We start from the raw sequence: 18931 nt of genomic DNA, 5'->3' as shown, positions 1-18931 counted from the left end.
AAAAGAAATATCCTTGTTACGCATTCCTGGTTATGCTGTAAAAATGTAAATTGCCGAATGGTTCGTCACTTTAAATTACTGCTCCCTCTCTTGCTTATCTTTGCTTCCTGTTCATCGCGCAGGGCGATATCAGATCCTGTACTGGACATTGGTATAGACAGGTCGCTGGCGTTATACCGTAAAGCTGTATTGAGTGATATCCGCTATACACTGGAATTAGATATCCCTGCAGAAAAATCAGCACCTATTACTGCACAGGAAAACCTTAGCTTTCAATTGAGTTCTGTGCGCTTGCCAATACAATTGGATTTTAAAGAAGACCCTGCAAAGATCAGTTCATTGATCATCAATGGACATCAAATAGCTGTCGACTACCAGAAAGAACATTTGATATTACCTGCGGCTTTATTGCAAAAAGGTAAAAATACGTTGCAGATCCTGTTCCAGGCAGGAGATGGGGCATTAAACAGAAATTCAGATTACCTCTATACTTTATTTGTTCCTGATCGTGCCCGAACTGTTTTCCCCTGTTTCGATCAGCCGGATCTCAAAGCCACCTATACCCTTACCCTGCATATTCCACAATCCTGGAAAGCTATAGCCAATGCGCAGCTTAAGGATTCAGTATTGCAACAAAGCCGTAAAACATATCATTATCAGCCTTCTAATTTATTGAGTACTTATCTTTTTGCTTTCGCTGCCGGTAATTTTCAGCGTGTTAGCGGTATTTTAGATGGTCAAAATGCAGATTTCCTTTACCGTGAAACAGATAAAGCTAAAATTGGCCTGAGCGTGCCTGTAATCTTTGCTGCCCATTCTGCTGCGCTAAAGTATTATGAGGACTGGACAGGCATTCCTTACCCTTTTCAGAAATTCGGCTTTGTGGCTATCCCTGACTTCCAATTTGGCGGCATGGAACATCCTGGTAATATTCAATACAAAGCCGGGGCCTTATTCCTGGATGCGGGCGCGACAAAAGATCAGCTCAATGCCAGAAGTAATGTAATTGCCCATGAAACTGCACATATGTGGTTTGGCGATATGGTGACGATGGACTGGTTTTCTGATGTGTGGATGAAAGAAGTGTTTGCCAATTTTATGGCCGATAAAAGTTCGGAAGAATCTGGTGGAAAAGACAATTATGACCTCAAATTCCTGATCGATCACTTTACATCTGCTTACGCAGTAGATCGCACCACGGGTGCTAATCCTATTCGTCAGCCCTTAGATAACCTCAAAGATGCAGGTAGTCTTTATGGCAATATCATTTATCATAAAGCACCTATTATGATGCAGCAATTGGAGAGCCTGATGGGCAAAGAGTCTTTTCAAAAAGGGGTAAGGGAATACCTGCATAAATTTGCCAACAGTAATGCTTCGTGGCCAGATCTGATCCAGATCCTGGATCGTTACACGCCTGCCGACCTGGAGAAATGGAATAAAGTTTGGGTAAATGAAAGCGGACGCCCTGTGATCAGTTATACCATTAGCTACAAAAACGGGAAGATCAATAGCTTTTTGCTTAATCAGCAATCTGAATATGGTAAAAAAAGGGTTTGGCCTCAAACTTTTGAGATCAGTCTTTTTTACCCCGGATCGGTTAAAGTATTACCTGTCAGCTTAACGGGAGAACAACTGGAACTCAGTGCTGCAAAAGGACTAGACAAACCACAGTTGATATTATTTAATTCCGCTGGTGATGGTTACGGCTTATGGCCTGTTGATCCTGCACTGCCTCAGTCGTTGTTTACGCTTGAAAAACCTTTACACCGGGCATCTGCCTACATAGCCCTTTATGAGCAAATGCTAAGTGGCCAGGTAGTTAAACCATCGGTTTTATTATCGCTTTTTGGTCAGGGGCTGGAAAAAGAACAGGAAGAGCTGAATGTTAAACTGCTCACCAATTATATCAGCAGCATTTACTGGCAATTCAGCAGTCCGCAGGACAGGCAGCGTTCATCAGCTATGCTGGAAGATCAAATCTGGACCGCTATGCTCCACCAGCAAAGCGCAAATAACAAAAAACTGCTGTTTAAAGCATATCAGGATGTTTTTTTGAGCTCCATTGCCCGCAACAGGTTATATCAGGTATGGAAAAACCAGCAGGCACCGGTCGGTATCAGTCTTTCAGAAGATGATTATACGGGTCTGGCACTTTCCCTCGTGCTGAGAAATGATGCCGATCCTGATATATTAAAAGTTCAGGATGGACGCATCACTAACCCCGATCGTAAAAAGAGGTTTGAATTTATTATGCCTGCTGTTTCTCCTGATCAGCGAAAACGTGATGATTTCTTTCAAAGCTTGAAGTTATTGTCTAACAGAGGCAAAGAGGCTAATGTACTGGCTGCTTTATATTATCTGCATCATCCGCTCAGACAGGCTTCAGGTATTAATTATTTACAGCAAAGTTTAGATCTGCTTGGAGAAATACAGTCTACGGGTGATATTTTCTTCCCGCAATCCTGGCTGCAGGCCAGTATAGGGCCTTATCAGAGTGCTGCTGCTGCCTCTATTGTGCGTGGTTTCCTGGAACATCATCCCGGTTATAACCCTAAGCTGAAAGCGAAGATCCTTCAGGCTGCAGATAATCTTTTCAGGGCAGAGAAATTGGTGAAGTGATCCGGACATTTGTCCCTTAAATATCATTACGAATAATTTCACTGTTAATAGTGAAATTATTCGTACATTAGTCATTTAAAAACAGAGCTATGTCAGTTTCCAATGTTTTACTTTCAGATAAAAGAACAGAAACACTTCGTATTAAGTTCAGCGCGATTGATGTAAGTGACGATATGAAGGTTTTTCAATATGCCCGTCAGGGCTTAAAACCAGGGCTTTTTTATGACTTTGCCGAAGCGATCAATATTTCTAACAAATCGCTGGCAGATCTGATCAATATTTCGTCCCGCACCATCAGCAACTACAAAGAGCAAAAGAAATTACTGGAACCTGTTTACGGGGAACACCTGCTCAAACTGATCGGGCTGTATAAAAAAGGTGTAGAAATGTTTCGCACAGTAGATGAATTTAGCTACTGGCTCAACAAGCCTTTCTGGAATTCAAAAGAGCGCCCTATGGATTGGTTAACCACACCAGGCGGTGTAGACCTGGTTGCGGATGAACTGATGAAAATGGCTTATGGCGATGCCGTATAGTCTTTGAAGAACGCAATCCTTCCAAATGATCGTATTTAGAATAGGGCATAAAAACTACGCTACTTCACTTACTGCTTCCGGGGTAAACGGAAGATGGGCAGCTGCAGGCAGGCCTGTGATCTACTGTGCAGAGAATATCCCGTTAGCCTTCCTCGAAAATATGGTAAGGCGACAGGGAGTGGGCTTTAATCATGATTTCAAAATTACCTGTATAGAAATTCCCGACGACCTGCTGATCAGCAAGGTGGATGAAAGCGAACTGGATCCCGATTGGCGTGATCCCTATGATTACAGCCATTGTCAGCCTGTAGGCAATCGCTGGTTTGACGATTTAAGGATGCCTGTTTTAAAAGTTCCTTCTGCAGTAATGCCAGAATCCAGCAATTATGTGATCAATACCCTGCATCCTGATTTTAAGCAGATTAAACTGATTGCTGTTACAGAACTGGTGCCCGATGCCAGGATAGAAGATATCCTGAAGAAATATCCCGGCGCTTAAAGTATCCTTAACTACTATCATTAAATTTTAAAAATTCATCACCTCGATCAGTTGATCAACTTCTGCTGAATGCAACAAAATAAGCACATGATCGCTTTATTGCAAATAACACAATATCTTTAGCGAAGAAAAAAAGATCAGAATTATATGAAGAACATAGGATGGATAGGCCTGGGTAACATGGGTACTCCAATGATTAAAAACCTGGTAAAAGCAGGTTTTGCTGTTACCGTATATAACCGCAGTGCGGATAAAACGAAAGCCCTGGCAGCAGAGATCAACATCGGTATTGCCGGTTCTCCCGCTGAACTGGTAGAAAAATCGGATGTGATCATCACCATGCTAACTGATGATGCGGCAGTCAAATCAGTTTATGAAGGCGCTGATGGGATCTTTTCTGCGGCAAGCCGGAAAGACCTGATCGCGGTTGATATGAGTACTGTTGCACCAGAAACCACGCAAACACTGGCTGCCTTATGCAGGGAAAAAGGGATTTCTTACCTGGATGCCCCTGTTGCAGGAAGTGTTAAACCAGCAGAAGATGCTCAGCTGGTCATTATGGTTGGCGGTGAAGAAGCGGTATATGAAAAAGTTAAACCAGTATTTGATGCACTGGGAAAAGCTTCTATTTACCTGGGCGAAAACGGTAAAGCTAATGTGGCTAAACTATCTGTTAACCTTTTCCTGGGTATTGTTGTACAGGGGTTATCAGAAGCAGTGATCTTTGCCCGTAAAAATGGCCTTGCTGCCGAAGCATTACTTCCTATCATTAATGCAGCAGCTGTAGGCAGCGGACTCACCAAAATGAAAACGGAAAATATCATCCATAATGATTTCAAACCTGCCTTTGCACTGAAATTGCTGGCTAAAGATATTCGTTTGGCCAAAGCAAGCGGAATGGATACACCAGTAGGTGAGTCTTTATCTGCTACCTTACAGGGCGCTTTAGAGAAACATGGTGAAGAAGATATGATTGCAGTCCTGAAATACTTGTCAGAGAAATAATCCCTCCGACTAACATATTTTGTTTGATTAATCATATCATTTAAAATGAATGTTTACAATTGGACGTTTGCTGAAAATTACGGCTATTTTTGTTTGTTCAAATTATGATTCACAAGATAATTGAGGAACTCAAAAAAGCCGGAACCTGAACCAGATGTAACGGAAAGGCTAAGGCGGGTGAATAGGGGTTCATCAGACTCAGGGAATTAAAACATGGGATTAAAAATTTTAAAGTTCATTTTTTTTGGTAACTATTTCGTAGGGCTTTTAGCCGTGGCCTTAACCATTGAATCTACTTTACAATTAAAAGTTCCCTTTAATTCCCTGAGTTATTATATACTGGTGTTCCTGGTGCCCATTATCTATTATACTTATGCCTACATGGGGGCAACCATCAGTGATGGTAGTCAAAATCCCCGGACAGACTGGTATTCGAGGCATTCCATGTTGGTTAAGTGGAGCCAATTGATCTTATGTACCATCACCCTTGCCGCATTTTTTCATATGCTGGGGAGAGACTATATGGCTATCCTGCATTTACCCATTAAATATTGGATCATTGTAGGCATCGTGGTCATGATGGCGGTTTTATATTATGGCCTGGTTCCGGTTTTCTTTTTTAACCTTAACCTCAGGAATACCGGCTGGCTTAAGCCTTTTATTATCGGCTTTATCTGGGCAGCTACGGCAAACCTGATCCCGCTGATCCTGCTAAAGATCGAATCTGGTGTAGATGTTACAGAATCCAGTTTCTGGGTTTTCCTGTTTATGAAAAACTGGATGTTCTGCACGGTTAATGCAATCATGTTTGACATGAAAGATTATGCCATTGATTCCAACAGTCAGCTCAAAACCTTTGTGGTGCGGATGGGCTTAAAGAAAACCATTTATTATGTGCTTACGCCTCTGCTGATTGCAGGTTTGCTATCCCTGCTGCTGTTTTCTTTCATTGAGCATTTCCTTCCGGGGCGGATATTTTTTAACTTGATTCCTTTTGTGCTCACCATCATTGTTGCCTGGTCAATGAACCAAAGAAAAAAGATCTTTTATTACCTGATCGTTATTGACGGATTGATCCTGGTAAAAGCGCTCTGTGGGATCATTGGGATGCAATTTATCTGATCCTGATCATTAAAGTCATCATTTATTTAATCAATAATGCCACAAATAATTTAGAACCAGCTTACAAAATTGATAGGTAAGCAAAATTAAAGATAGCTTTTGTAAACTATAAATTGATTTGAAAACTATTTGGCACCCCATATCGTTTAATCTAAATAAAGATGAATAGTAGGACATGAATAACAATTACGACGGCATAGCCCGGTATTATGATGTTCTGAGCAGGATGGTCTTCTTTCGTTCACAGCTCCAATCGCAAATCCACCAACTCCAGTACATTCCGGAAAACAGTACCATTCTTATTGCAGGTGGAGGAACAGGCTGGATCCTGGAGGAAATCGCTAAAGTTCATTCCAAAGGCTTACAGATCACCTATGTAGAAATATCATCAGAAATGCTAAACTTATCCCGTAAGCGGGACGTCAAAGCAAATACAGTGACTTACGTTCATTCCTCCATGGAAAAGTTTTCTGGTCATGCGAAGTACGACGTCATTTTCACTGCCTTTTTCTTTGATAATTTCTCTGCAATAAGCCTGCCGCCCGTCTTTCAACAGCTTCACTTACTGCTTAATCCAGGTGGACTATGGCTATTTTCCGATTTTTATTATACAAAAAGATCCGGAAAGCGCTGGCAATCGTACTTATTAAAAGTGATGTACCTGTTTTTTGCTCAGATTTCAAATATCGATGCAAAAGAGCTGATCAATACGGAGCATCACTTTGAAGAACATCATTACCTTTTGCTGGATACGGCTTTTTATTATGGCAAATTTATCAAAGCCATTGTGTATAGGAAAACAGAAGATGTTATAAATAACTGAGATCGCCAGCTAATTAAGCAGCCAGATCATGAAAAGGAGAGGTCTTGTCCAATTGAAAATACCCAATATTGCAGTATACAGAAATATATGTTTTGATCACTAACTGACAATCCTGACTGATCAAAAGATATGTTGACAGTAGTAGAAATAGGATCAGATATTTTGATAAAGCAAAACAAAGAACAGACGTTTTAACCAGGAACTGACGATTTGAGTTGATCAAAAGATACGTTGTAAAAGGTCAGAAACCTGAAATAGAACGTGTAAATTATGCGAAACAAAGGGCAGATGTTTAATTCATAATTTGTAACAAAAATAGGGGTGTTATAGCCTTCAAATGAGATTTCTGTGATAAATGGAATAAAATTGAGATGCTTTTGTTACGTAATTGTTTGAATTTAATAAGAATTGATTTGAACGGAATATTTTCATGTTAGCACTCATAATATACCTTTGTTGTGTAACAAAAACACTAAGTAGAATATAAATTTAATATCATTGGTGATGCCTCGAATACCCTTATCTACCCTTCTATTTTGCTCTTGTCTGTGTACCACTATTACTGTAGAAGCCCAAACCCTCAATATGAAGGATGCGGTGAAAACTGGAATAACCAACTACGGTACGATTAAAGCAAAATCAAATTATGCGGATGCTTCCAAACAATATGTGGAGCAAGCCAAACGGAATTACATTCCGGTAGTAACCCTAAGCGCACAGCAGGATTACGGTACAGTCAACGGACAAAACGGACCGCTATCTGGTTTAGGCGGTTTAAACGTCGCCTCCTCCGGACCAACACTAGCCAGCCAGAATTGGAATGCTGCCTTCGGCGCACTTTATCTCAGTAGTATTAACTGGGATTTTTTCACTTTCGGTCGTATTAAAGAACAAGTTAAAGTTGCTCAGCAATCGCTGAAAAGAGATCAGAACGACCTGGGACAAGAAATTTTCCAACAGGAAATTCGTGTTTCAGCAGCTTACCTGAATTTACTGGCAGCACAGCGCCTGGCCATTACACAAAAGAAAAACCTGGACAGGGCTATCGTATTTAAAAACGATGCCGTAGCACGTGCAGCAAATGGTTTATTGGCAGGAGTAGATTCTACACTGGCCAATGCAGAAGTATCTGCTGCTAAAATTCTGCTCACTAACGCAATCGACTTACAACAACAGCAAGCAAATGCGCTGGGTGTTTTGCTAAGTACTACCGCTACCGACTTCACACTCGATACTACGTTTGTAAATCGTGTGCCTAAAGAGATCATGTCTTCTCAGAATCAGGATACCAGTGTAAACTTTGCCAATCACCCTACCTTACAGTTCTTAAAAAATAGGGTAGATGTAAGTAATGAACAAACCAACTACTATAAAAGACTAGCATATCCTACTTTCACCGCTCTGGGTGTATTTCAGGGCAGGGGATCAGGATTCCCATCTAGCTATGGAACTGATCAGAGCAACTATTCTACCAGTTACGGAAATGGGGTAAATCCTGTCCGTGCAAATTACCTGGTAGGTGTAGGTGTGGTCTGGAACTTAACTACCATTTTACGTAATGCACCTCAGGTTAGGGCGCAGCGTTATACCACAATGGGACTTCAAAATGAATACGATCTGGTAGATCAACAGTTGCATTCACAATTGGCACTGTCGCAAACCAAAATCAAAAATGCACTCGCCAATTATGTTGAAGCACCAAAACAGGTACAGGCCGCTACACAGGCTTACCTGCAAAAAAGTGCTTTGTATAAAAACGGACTGGCTACACTGGTTGATTTAACCACAGCCTTGTTCGCGTTGAACCGTGCAGAATCAGATCAGGATATCGCTTATACCAATGTATGGCAGGCACTTTTACTGAAATCGGCAGCGGTAGGCGATTATAACATATTTATTAATGAATTTTAAGCAGTTCCACAACTACACAATATGAATCTAATACGTTTTGCACTACGAAAACCCATTTCCATAATGGTGTTTGTAGCAGGGATGTTGTTCTTTGGTATCAATGCCATGACCAGTATCAAGGTAGATATTCTACCCCAGATGAACCTGCCAGTTATCTATATTGCCCACCCGTTTGGGGGTTATACACCAAACCAAATGGAAGCTTACTTCGCAAAAACTTATGTGAACGTGTTGCTTTTTGCCAATGGTATCAAATCCATCGACACCAAGAACTCACAGGGTTTCATGCTGATGAAGATCACCTATTACGAAGGAACAAACATGGCCCAGGCGGCGGCGGAGCTCAGTGCACTGTCCAATCGAGCCCAGGCAAGTTTCCCTCCGGGCTCACAGCCACCCTTCATTATCCGTTTTGATGCTTCATCACTGCCAGTTGGCCAGCTGATCCTGAGCAGTGCAAAACGTAGTAATGATGAACTTCAGGATTTGGCCAATACCTACGTAAGGCCTTCCTTTACTGCCATTCCGGGATTGCTGGCACCAGCACCTTTTGGAGGTAGCCCGCGTACCATTGAGGTGGATGTAGATCCGGCTAAAATGCGCTCGCATAACTTAACAACACAACAGATCGTAGATGCGATCAATGTCAATAACCAAACAGCACCATCAGGAAACGTGAGGATAGGGAATATGAATTACCTTACCCCAACCAACTATACCATTGATGGCGTAAAAGATTTCGAAAATATTCCTTTATTTAAAGGAGGCGTACAGAACGTATATATGCGTGATGTAGCCAGGGTAAAAGACGGTGCAGATTTAACGTCCGGTTACGCCCTGATCAACGGAAAACGTTCTGTATATGTAAGTATCGCTAAATCTGGTGATGCTTCTACATGGGATGTGGTAAAAGGCTTAAAAGCTAACTTAGGTGTGATTCAGAATACCTTACCGGAAGATGTAAAGCTGACCTATGAATTTGACCAGTCGGTTTATGTAATCAACGCGGTTAAAAGTTTGATCAAGGAAGGTACCATCGGTGCGGTATTAACAGGTTTAATGGTACTGCTGTTCTTAGGGGACAGACGTGCGGCATTAATTGTAATCCTTACCATTCCTACCTGTATCATCTCCGCGGTATTCTTCTTAAAACTTGCCGGGCAAACGATCAATATTATGTCACTGTCCGGGCTAGCGCTAGCCATCGGTATTCTCGTCGATGAGTCCACGGTAACCATTGAGAATATTCACCAGCATTTTGACATGGGCAAACCCAAAGCTTTAGCGATCTGGGATGCCTGTAAAGAGATTGCCTTCCCAAAATTACTGATCTTATTATGTATCCTGGCTGTATTTGCTCCTGCATTTACCATGGTAGGTATACCGGGTGCGTTATTTTTACCTTTAGCGTTGGCGATTGGTTTCTCTATGATCGTGTCTTTCATGTTATCTCAAACTTTTGTGCCTATCCTGGCCAACTGGATGATGAAACCACATACACACCCGCATGTTAAAACTGATCCAACGATTACCGATGATGAAGATCAATTTAACCAGACCGGTTTATCACTGGAATCAGAAAAAGAAACCTTAAGTCAGAAAAAAATACTGATTGAAGCCAATCACGAAAAACCTAACGGTAAAATAGGATTGTTCGACAGGTTCAAAAATGGCTTCCTGAAAATGATCGATGGTCTGTTTGTCTACACCAAAACAGTGGTAATGCTGTACCTGGTGCTGGTAATTATGCTTGCCGCTTTCTTTGTAGTAAGTATCGGACGCGACGTATTGCCAAAAGTAAACGGCAGCCAGTTCCAATTGCGTACCAGGCTACCAGATGGTACCCGTTTAGAGCGTACAGAAGAAAAAGTAGACATCACCTTAAAAGAGATCAAAAAGATTGTCGGACCAGAACACGTAAGTATTTCTTCTGTGTATGTAGGTCAGCATCCATCAGCCTATTCGGTAAATCCAATCTATTTATTTATGGGTGGTCCTCATGAAGCTGTTTTCCAGGTTGCCTTTAAAGATTATGAAGGTAATATGGACGAGTTCAAAGATGAACTTCGTGCACACATGAAAAAACTGGTTCCGGAAATGAAACTTTCCTTCGAGCCAATCGAATTAACAGAGAAAGTATTGAGTCAGGGATCTACCACACCAATTGAAGTTCGCTTTATCGGTAAGAACAAAAAAGTTGATGAGGCATTCGCAAATAAAGTAATTGCCGGATTGAAAAAAGTAGATTATATGAGGGATATCCAATTTGGACAGCCTAACCATTACCCTGCGTTGAATATTAACATTGATAGGGTACGTGCTGCACAATTGGGCTTAGGTTTGGATCAAATCACCAGATCACTGGTAGCTTCCACTTCTTCTTCCCGTTTTACGGATAAGAATACCTGGATTGATACCAAGATCGGTCTTTCTTACAACGTTCAGGTAGAGGTTCCTTTCAACCAGATGAGAAGTAAATCAGATATTGGTGATATCTCCCTGACAGCTAATAATACCCGTCCGAATTTAAGCGATGTGGCTACTATCGTTCAGGATACCACTTATGGTGAGGCTGATGATATGGGTGCTACACCTTATCTGTCAATCACAGCTAACATCAACAATAAAGATTTAGGTTCTGCTAATAAAGATGTAGAGAAAATCTTAAACTCACTGGGTAAACTGCCAAGGGGATTGGTCGTAAAACAAGTAGGTATGGGTCCGGTATTAAACGATACTTTATCTAGTTTACAATCAGGTTTGATCGTTGCTATTTTAGTGATCTTCCTGATGCTGTCGGCCAACTTCCAATCGTTCAGGATTCCATTAGTTGTACTGGCCACTGTTCCGGCGGTAGTTTTAGGCTCACTCATCATGTTAACCTTATGTGGTTCAACACTCAACCTGCAGTCTTATATGGGTATCATCATGTCGGTAGGGGTATCCGTATCCAATGCCGTGATGCTGATCACCAATGCAGAAGAGATCAGGCAAACGAACGGTGGTGACGCAAGGGGTGCGGCCAGAGAGGCAGCCGGCTTACGTCTCCGTCCAATCGTGATGACTTCCGTATCCATGATTGTGGGTATGATGCCAATGGCGATCGGTGAAGGTGAAGGTGGTGATGCAATTTCTCCACTGGGAAGAGCGGTAATCGGAGGATTACTTTTCTCTACCTTCGCGGTGCTGATCATTCTTCCAATGGTATTTACATGGGTACAAGGCAATGTGCCTCTGGTATCTCCATCACTGGATCCGGAAGATGCAGAAAGTACACATTACATTAAAGGTTTAACAGAAGGTTAGTTATATTCAAAAACATAGAGCAACAAACACAATGAACAATACAATATTACGTCGCAGCACTTACCTATTTAGCAGTATCGCTTTCGTAGCGCTCCTAAGTAGCTGTCATCAGAAAGAAGAAGTAAAAACAGTAGAGAAGGACCCGGCTATCCCGACCTTCTCCCTGACCAAAGAAACTTTAAACACTACGCTAACCATGCCGGGAGAGCTAACTGCTTATCAGCAGGTAGATCTTTATGCCAAAGTGGCCAGTTATGTGAAAACATTAAAGGCTGATATCGGTTCACAAGTAACAAAGGGCCAATTATTAATGACCCTGGAAGCACCAGAGCTTAACGCTCAGCTGGCTGCAGCAGATTCACGTTTGCAATCTCAGCAAGCTGTTTATGCGTCCAGCAAAGCTACTTATGACCGTATGGTTGAAACTGCAAAAATCCCTGGAACCATTTCTAAAAATGACCTGGATATCGCCGCTGCGAAAAAGAATTCTGATCAGGCACAGTTAAATGCATTAAAAGCTTCGTTAAAAGAAGCAGGAAATATTCAGGCATACCTGGAGATCCGCGCACCATTCTCAGGAATTATCTCTGCCAGAAATGTAAACTTAGGTGCTTATGTTGGTCCTTCAGGATCAGGCTCTTCACTGCCATTGTTTACTTTAGTAGATCAGACACATTTAAGGCTGGCCGTTTCGGTACCGGAATTGTATACTGGTTATTTAACCAAAGGTGATGAAATCACTTTTACGGTGAACTCATTGCCAGATCAAAAATTCACTGCTAAGGTAGTACGTTTAGCCGGTGCTTTAGACCCGCGTTTACGTGCAGAAAGAATTGAGATGGATGTACCAAACACCAACAAAAAATTATTGCCAAATATGGTAACAGATGTAGTTATTCCATTGCCGGCAGACGCAAAAACTTTTGTAGTTCCTAAAACAGCAGTGGTTGATGGGGCAGAAGGTATCTATGTGATCCGTAACAATAACAACAAAGCCGAAAGGGTAGAAGTGAAAACCGGACGCGAGCAAGATGGCAAAATTGAAATCTTTGGTGATGTAAAAGAAGGCGATCAATTGGTAACCTCAGGTAACGAAGAAATTCGTCAGGGTGACCCGATCAAACCTTAGTTTGTAACTTACATTCACTGATCGCTTTAGGAAATTTTAAAAATAAAATCTTCACGCTTCTAAAAATTTATGCATTTTTAGGGCGTGAAGAAAAGTATGTCTCTTTTGGAATTTTATCAAATGTTTGCTGCAAACAGACCAGATGTGACTATTCCCAATTCAATCCTGGACGTTCATACAGGACATTTTAACGTATTTAAAAGATTAGGATATTGTATATTAAATCCCTCCCCATACAACAGGAGGGATTTTTATAAGATCTCCCTGATCATCGGAAAAGGCATTCTGCACTATCCCAATGAACAAATCGAAATCAATGGTACTGCCCTGATTTTCAATAATCCTACTGTCCCTTATTCCTGGGAAACCACTTCAGAATTTCAGTCGGGCTACTTTTGTGTGTTCACCGAGAACTTTATGCGCGAGCGTACGGAGGCTTCTAAAGATTCTATCCTGTCCCGCTTACAGGATAATCCTGTGCTCTATATCAACAGCAACCAGGTAGCCTATATCAGCCGCATATTTGAAAAAATGATGGCAGAAATGGATAGTGATTATGCATATAAATATGATCTGCTCCGCAATTACGTGAACCTTATTATCCATGAGGCCATCAAAATGCAGCCCAGAGTAGATAACAATGCTAAACTAAACAATGCTTCTTCCCGTATTTCATCGTTATTTTTTGAACTGCTGGAAAGACAATTCCCTATTTATTCGCCCGACCATGTACTGGAGCTGCGTACCGCCAACGATTTTGCAGAACGCCTGTCTATCCATGTCAACCACCTCAACCATGCCGTAAAAGAGGTTACCGGCAAAACCACGTCAGAACATATCTCCGGCCGTATTGCCAATGAAGCGATCGCTTTGCTCAAACATACAGAGTGGAACATCTCTGAAATTGGTTATTGCCTTGGTTTTGAGTATCCTGCCAACTTCAATCTCTTCTTTAAACGCCAAACCATGGCGGTGCCTAAATCTTTCCGGGAGAAAACAAATCCTTAGTCCTGCTGTTCATCTGTCAGGTAACATTTTTAATGCCGTTTTAACATTTAACACTAATTAACATCTGAATGCAGATTTAATTTGGCATTTTCGTGTTTTTGCATTGGGAAATGATGTCTATATAGCGTAGATTGAGCTATATGTTTCGCTCCAGTAACAAAAAAGACTTTTCATGCCCGGCGTTTTCCAATTATGAGTGATATTCAACAAAAGTCTTTTTGCGTTTTTATAGGTCTGTTTTTATGCTTTACACTTGGGGTTTCTGCCCAGGGTACGGTAGTTTCCGGAACGGTAACCGATAGCAGGGATAAAAATCCTTTGCCTTATGTAACCCTTTCTTTTAAAGGGTCCAAAATTTTTGCTAAAACGGATAACCAGGGTAAATTCTCCATTAGTAGTGCCACACCCTATACACAGCTACAGGTCAACTACGTGGGGTATAAAACCCGTATTTTGTCGGTAGTGCCCTCCACTACACAGGTAATCAATGTCAGGATCTCTGTAGAATCACAGAACCTCAATGAAGTCACCATCAGTTCCGGCAAAAAAGCCAAATACCGCAACAAGGATAATCCCGCAGTAGAGTTGATCCGCAAGGTGATTGAGCATAAACCGATGAACAGGATGCAGAGCGATGTGGCGGTAGAATTTCAGCAGTACGACTGGATGCAGTTCTCAATGAGTAATCTGTCGGATAAGTTCAAAAACAAAAAGATCTTTAAGAAATACCAGTTCCTGTTCGATCAGCAGGATTCTACGGAAGTAGGTGGTAAGAATACGCTGCCGGTTTATTTCCGCGAACGTTTATCACAAAACTATTATCGTAAGAACCCGGAGAAAACCAAGGTGATCACGCTGGCCGATAAACATGTAAATTTTGATGAAGGCCTGGTAGATAACAATGCCATTGGTGTTTATTTCGCCAGGATGTATGCAGATGTAAATATCTATGATAACAATATCGTATTTACCAACAGCCAGTTTCTGAGTCCTATTGCCGATGGTGCACCCGCTTTTTATAAGTTTTTTATCACAGATACCATCAAAACACACCAACCCAATTTAATTGAGCTGTCTTTTATTCCCCGCAATCCAAATGCATTGTTGTTTGAAGGCAAGATCTATATCACCATGGATGGCAAATATGCTGTTCAGGATGCTTTTCTGAAGATCGGAAAAGGAGTGAACGTCAATTTTGTAAGGGCGCTGGAAGTGAAACTGAATTTTGAAGAAGATTCTACTACCGGAAAATACCATTTGAGCAAGAGCCATCTGCTGGAAGATTTTGGCCTGGGCAAGGAAGGTGGAAGAGGTTTCAAAGGGGAGAGAACGGTAGTGATTAAAGATTACAAAACTGGTATTGTCCGTCCTGATAGTGTATATAAAGGATTAAGTATCGTCACCGCTCCGGATGCGGAGAAAAAGTCCGACCAGTTTTGGGCGAATAACCGATTGGATACTTTAGCTAAGGATAAAATCAAGATCTACGGGAATATTGATTCCCTGAGCCAGATGAAGTCTTTTAAGCGTCTGATGGACGTGATGTCTTTCTTCTTTATTGGTTACAAACAATTCGGGCCTATAGAAGTAGGGCCATTTTATAGTTTTTACAGTTACAATAACCTGGAGGGTTTCCGCGGAAGATTGGGCGGCAGGACCACTACCCAGTTTAGTACCCGCTGGTACCTGAGCGCCTATGGTGCCTATGGTTTTAAGGATGAAAAATGGAAAGGTTCAGGTACAGCCGCTTATGCCTTTAACAATAAGTCGATCTATACTTTTCCCCAGGACTTTATCCGGGCCAGCTTCCAGCGTGATGTAGATATTCCTGGTGATGCCTCCAAAACGATCGTGCCAGAAGATAACTTTAGCCAATCCTTCCGCCGTGGAGTAAATGACCTGTTCTTGTACGATGATTTTTACCGGCTGGAATGGATGAAGGAATACCAGAGTCATTTCTCCTTTAACCTGAGTTTCCGCAAATGGACACAAAATCCTGCCAGTGCGCTGATCTACCAGAACTACCAGAACAATGTGCTGACTAATGTAGGGTCGGTCACCAGTTCGGAGTTTAATCTCGATCTGCGTTATGCCCCCAATGAACATTTCTATCAGGGTAAAACCTACCGGGAGCGGATCATCGAGAAATATCCTGTGTTTGAACTGAATATCTCACAAGATGTGAAAGGCTTATTTGGAGGTCAGTATGCCTATCAGAATATTGTTGGTACCATCGATAAAAGATTCTATTTATCGCAGTTTGGACGTACCGATGTACGTTTGGAATTTGGCTATACTTCAGGAAGAGTACCTTTTCCGCTGTTGAACATTAGTCGCGCTAACCAAACTTATGACTATGAACAATATGCCTATAACCTGATGAACTTCCTGGAGTTTGTAGATGATCACCATGCGAGTATCAATATCGACCATAATTTCAACGGATTGATTTTTAATCATATCCCTTTGGTCAATAAATTAAAACTTAGGGAGTACTTCTCTTTCAAGGCATTATATGGCGGATTGCGTGATGAGAATAATCCCAATAAAGACCCTTCATTACTGCAATTTCAAACCAACAGCGCTGGCGTACCTGTCACTTATGCTTTGGGGCACACGCCTTATATTGAAGGTGGTGTAGGGATTGGAAATATCTTTAAAATTATTCGTATCGACTATGTGAGACGTTTTACTTACCTGGAAAACCCGGGGGTTTCTAAAAATGGCATCAGGGGCAGGATACAGTTTGAATTCTAAAACACTTCGTTTAACCCAACAAAGATCCCGTTCGATCCATAGTTTCCGATACCATAATCGATACAGAGGTTGGAGCGGGTATGTTTATTAAATAAGATACGTAATCCTGCACCACCTCCTGGTTCCCAGTATTGGAACAACTTGATGTCATGCTGATCGCTGGCAGTTTCTATATTGAAAAATGTTACGCCGCTCAGCAGTTTATTATTGGTAATGGGAAAACGGTATTCCAGTTCATTATAATAAAAGGAAGGTCCTTTAAAACGGCTGATCGTATATCCGCGGCCAATCCGCTGATCGGTATCACTGCCTGTTCCGGGTAATTCCAGGTAAGGAACAGAACCCTTTAGCAGGTAAGAACCCCATAACCAGAAAGCCAACACCTCTTCAGGATTTTTAGCTGATAAACTCCAATACTTCCTGACTTCGGTTTTTAACTGTACGGCATCGTGCTCACTGCCCATCCATTTTCTATTGGTTCTCAGGATTACATCTACATATAAACCCCGGTAAGGCCGGTAGGGTTGATCACGTGTATTGTATTGAAAGTTAATCACCGTTCCATTCGCAAAATAGTCATTCGGCGGATAACCGTTTTTTAAACTGTAAACAGTATTGTGTGTTCGCATCACCTCCGGGCTTAACAGCTTATCGTCAATTTTGGTATAGTAATTTAAGCTTAGTCCTGCACCTACATAAAAGTGAGGTAATACATTCCGGTAAACGCTCTCGTTAATGTTCAGGTAAGTATAGGTAATAGGGAAGGTTTCAGGCTGTTCTCTTTCGGTACCAATCCCATGATCCAGTACCAATGTTTTCCCCAGGTTCCAGTTGCCCTGCAGGTTCCATTGATTGCCTGAGGAATAGATATTATGTTTTAACTGGATCAGGGCTAGCTGATTGGTGGAAATAGCTGCAAAAGCATCAAAAACAGATAAGGTCGTGTTCTTTGGATCTCCAAAATAAGTAGAACCTGAAACGTCCACGCCAAATAGAAAACCTGTACTTGGCGTATAACCGATAGATGGTAATAAGGCTAAACTACTCTTTTTTATTTTATCATCTTTCTTTTTGCCCTTATTAAAAACGCTGTTGAATACATCACTTACATCCACCTGTCCTGTTACATCTGTACTTAAGGTGTCTTCTTTCAGTACTATCTTCGTTGCCTTTTTATCCAGCGCCACCTTTTCCTGTGCAAACAGAAAGCCACCGCTTGTCAGCAGCAGCAATGCAGAAAGGATACAGGAAAGGACAAATTTAAACACTATCGTTGATTTGGGGCCAGCTTATTAAGCTCGCGCTGATGGGTTCAAATATCCAGCTGAAAGCTGTAGAAAAACTGAAGTAGGTAATTTTTTATTCATGTAATTGAGTTTGAAAGGTAAAATTACTATTTAATACTTAATCCCGTTTCATTAATTTAACTTTAAAACCTGATTGAATATCTTTGAATATCATGCCTGTTTATCTCCATGCGCTTCCGGCTTTTCTCCTTTTACTGGGAGGGGTTTACTTTAGTGTCAGCCGTAAAAAACTTACATCTTTGGCGGCTTTAACAGGTTTTGTTTGTGGTTCAATTCTTTATCTCGGTGCCGGATATACCGGATTGATGCTGCTGACCGCCTTTTTCCTAATGGGTACTTTATCCACTTCCTGGGGGAAAAGAATAAAACAGGATCTGGTTCCCGGAGAAGAATCTACAGCGCGTACACCTGGTCAGGTACTGGCCAATGCCGGTACTGCTACGTTTTTTGCTTTGCTGATGATCCTGTTTCCTAACCAGGCAAGTCTGTTTTTATTAACGCTGGCGGCAAGTATTGCTTCGGCAACTGCCGATACCCTATCTTCAGAACTGGGTATGCTTTATGGAAGAAGTTTTTACAATTGTCTCACCTGGAAAAAAGACCAGCGCGGATTGGATGGAGTGATCAGTTTAGAGGGAACATTGATTGGCATTGCAGGGGCAATATTTATCGCTTTGATCTATGCATTGGGTGTAAAACTTGATTACCGGATCATTATCATCGTCATTGCCGCTGCCGCAGGCAATTTCTCCGATTCGTTATTTGGTGCCACTCTAGAACGGCGAAACCTATTGACCAACGACTGGGTAAATTTCCTCAGCACCTTATTTGCCGCAGGAGTAGCGCTATTGCTCAGCCTAATTTGGCTGCATTAGTTTACTAACCGTCAAAAGATGCTTTATATTG

General features: G+C 41.6%; 13 protein-coding genes. 12 read left to right on the top strand and 1 reads right to left on the bottom strand.

Going from position 1 to position 18931, the window contains the following annotated elements; translation table 11 throughout:
- Window positions 1-57: 57 nt before the first annotated feature.
- The 11 genes from GSQ84_RS11715 to GSQ84_RS11665 all read left to right on the top strand — a co-directional run bounded on the left by GSQ84_RS11715 (window position 58) and on the right by GSQ84_RS11665 (window position 16718).
- Window positions 58-2622: a M1 family aminopeptidase gene (locus GSQ84_RS11715; RefSeq protein WP_158797455.1), complete on the top strand. Its 2565-nt coding sequence runs from the start codon at window positions 58-60 to the stop codon at window positions 2620-2622.
- Window positions 2623-2711: 89 nt separating this feature from the next.
- On the top strand, window positions 2712-3158 hold the full coding sequence (locus tag GSQ84_RS11710; RefSeq protein WP_216848913.1) for an antitoxin Xre-like helix-turn-helix domain-containing protein: 447 nt from the start codon (window positions 2712-2714) through the stop codon (window positions 3156-3158).
- 25 nt (window positions 3159-3183) lie between these two features.
- Window positions 3184-3657, top strand: a complete 474-nt coding sequence (locus tag GSQ84_RS11705) for an RES family NAD+ phosphorylase (RefSeq protein WP_158797454.1) — start codon at window positions 3184-3186, stop codon at window positions 3655-3657.
- Window positions 3658-3804: 147 nt separating this feature from the next.
- Window positions 3805-4662, top strand: coding sequence for an NAD(P)-dependent oxidoreductase (locus GSQ84_RS11700; RefSeq protein WP_158797453.1), 858 nt, complete (start codon window positions 3805-3807; stop codon window positions 4660-4662).
- A 213-nt stretch (window positions 4663-4875) separates the two neighbouring features.
- On the top strand, window positions 4876-5784 hold the full coding sequence (locus GSQ84_RS11695) for a hypothetical protein (protein WP_158797452.1): 909 nt from the start codon (window positions 4876-4878) through the stop codon (window positions 5782-5784).
- 175 nt (window positions 5785-5959) lie between these two features.
- Window positions 5960-6607, top strand: coding sequence for a bifunctional 2-polyprenyl-6-hydroxyphenol methylase/3-demethylubiquinol 3-O-methyltransferase UbiG (locus GSQ84_RS11690; protein WP_158797451.1), 648 nt, complete (start codon window positions 5960-5962; stop codon window positions 6605-6607).
- A 504-nt stretch (window positions 6608-7111) separates the two neighbouring features.
- Window positions 7112-8518 carry a TolC family protein gene (locus tag GSQ84_RS11685; protein WP_158797450.1) on the top strand — a complete coding sequence of 469 codons (1407 nt, stop codon included), beginning with the start codon at window positions 7112-7114 and terminating at the stop codon, window positions 8516-8518.
- Between the two features lie 21 nt (window positions 8519-8539).
- Window positions 8540-11824, top strand: coding sequence for an efflux RND transporter permease subunit (locus GSQ84_RS11680; protein WP_158797449.1), 3285 nt, complete (start codon window positions 8540-8542; stop codon window positions 11822-11824).
- Window positions 11825-11855: 31 nt separating this feature from the next.
- A complete protein-coding gene (locus tag GSQ84_RS11675) occupies window positions 11856-12953 on the top strand; it encodes an efflux RND transporter periplasmic adaptor subunit (RefSeq protein ID WP_158797448.1) in 1098 nt (365 codons plus the stop codon).
- Between the two features lie 120 nt (window positions 12954-13073).
- Entirely contained in the window at window positions 13074-13961 is an 888-nt protein-coding gene (locus GSQ84_RS11670) for an AraC family transcriptional regulator (protein ID WP_254070840.1), read from the top strand.
- A 192-nt stretch (window positions 13962-14153) separates the two neighbouring features.
- Window positions 14154-16718 carry a DUF5686 and carboxypeptidase-like regulatory domain-containing protein gene (locus GSQ84_RS11665; RefSeq protein WP_158797446.1) on the top strand — a complete coding sequence of 855 codons (2565 nt, stop codon included), beginning with the start codon at window positions 14154-14156 and terminating at the stop codon, window positions 16716-16718.
- Here the strand turns inward: GSQ84_RS11665 and GSQ84_RS11660 are convergent.
- Entirely contained in the window at window positions 16715-17986 is a 1272-nt protein-coding gene (locus GSQ84_RS11660; RefSeq protein ID WP_158797445.1) for a BamA/TamA family outer membrane protein, read from the bottom strand. The genes GSQ84_RS11665 and GSQ84_RS11660 overlap by 4 nt on opposite strands.
- A gap of 191 nt (window positions 17987-18177) precedes the next feature.
- Here GSQ84_RS11660 and GSQ84_RS11655 point away from each other — a divergent pair, with 191 nt between their 5' ends.
- Window positions 18178-18900, top strand: coding sequence for a DUF92 domain-containing protein (locus GSQ84_RS11655; protein WP_158797444.1), 723 nt, complete (start codon window positions 18178-18180; stop codon window positions 18898-18900).
- The last annotated feature ends 31 nt before the right edge of the window (window positions 18901-18931 follow it).

Origin of the sequence: Pedobacter sp. L105 (assembly GCF_009765875.1) — a bacterium.
Lineage (GTDB): Bacteria > Bacteroidota > Bacteroidia > Sphingobacteriales > Sphingobacteriaceae > Pedobacter.
This window is presented reverse-complemented; position numbering and strand designations above follow the sequence as displayed.

Coding starts and splice junctions, on each gene's coding strand:
- GSQ84_RS11700 (WP_158797453.1), top strand. CDS start 3,805: ATGAAGAACATAGGATGGATAGGCCTGGGTAACATGGGTACTCCAATG.
- GSQ84_RS11685 (WP_158797450.1), top strand. CDS start 7,112: ATGCCTCGAATACCCTTATCTACCCTTCTATTTTGCTCTTGTCTGTGT.
- GSQ84_RS11710 (WP_216848913.1), top strand. CDS start 2,712: ATGTCAGTTTCCAATGTTTTACTTTCAGATAAAAGAACAGAAACACTT.
- GSQ84_RS11655 (WP_158797444.1), top strand. CDS start 18,178: ATGCCTGTTTATCTCCATGCGCTTCCGGCTTTTCTCCTTTTACTGGGA.
- GSQ84_RS11680 (WP_158797449.1), top strand. CDS start 8,540: ATGAATCTAATACGTTTTGCACTACGAAAACCCATTTCCATAATGGTG.
- GSQ84_RS11675 (WP_158797448.1), top strand. CDS start 11,856: ATGAACAATACAATATTACGTCGCAGCACTTACCTATTTAGCAGTATC.
- GSQ84_RS11670 (WP_254070840.1), top strand. CDS start 13,074: ATGTTTGCTGCAAACAGACCAGATGTGACTATTCCCAATTCAATCCTG.
- GSQ84_RS11690 (WP_158797451.1), top strand. CDS start 5,960: ATGAATAACAATTACGACGGCATAGCCCGGTATTATGATGTTCTGAGC.
- GSQ84_RS11695 (WP_158797452.1), top strand. CDS start 4,876: ATGGGATTAAAAATTTTAAAGTTCATTTTTTTTGGTAACTATTTCGTA.
- GSQ84_RS11665 (WP_158797446.1), top strand. CDS start 14,154: ATGAGTGATATTCAACAAAAGTCTTTTTGCGTTTTTATAGGTCTGTTT.
- GSQ84_RS11705 (WP_158797454.1), top strand. CDS start 3,184: ATGATCGTATTTAGAATAGGGCATAAAAACTACGCTACTTCACTTACT.
- GSQ84_RS11715 (WP_158797455.1), top strand. CDS start 58: ATGGTTCGTCACTTTAAATTACTGCTCCCTCTCTTGCTTATCTTTGCT.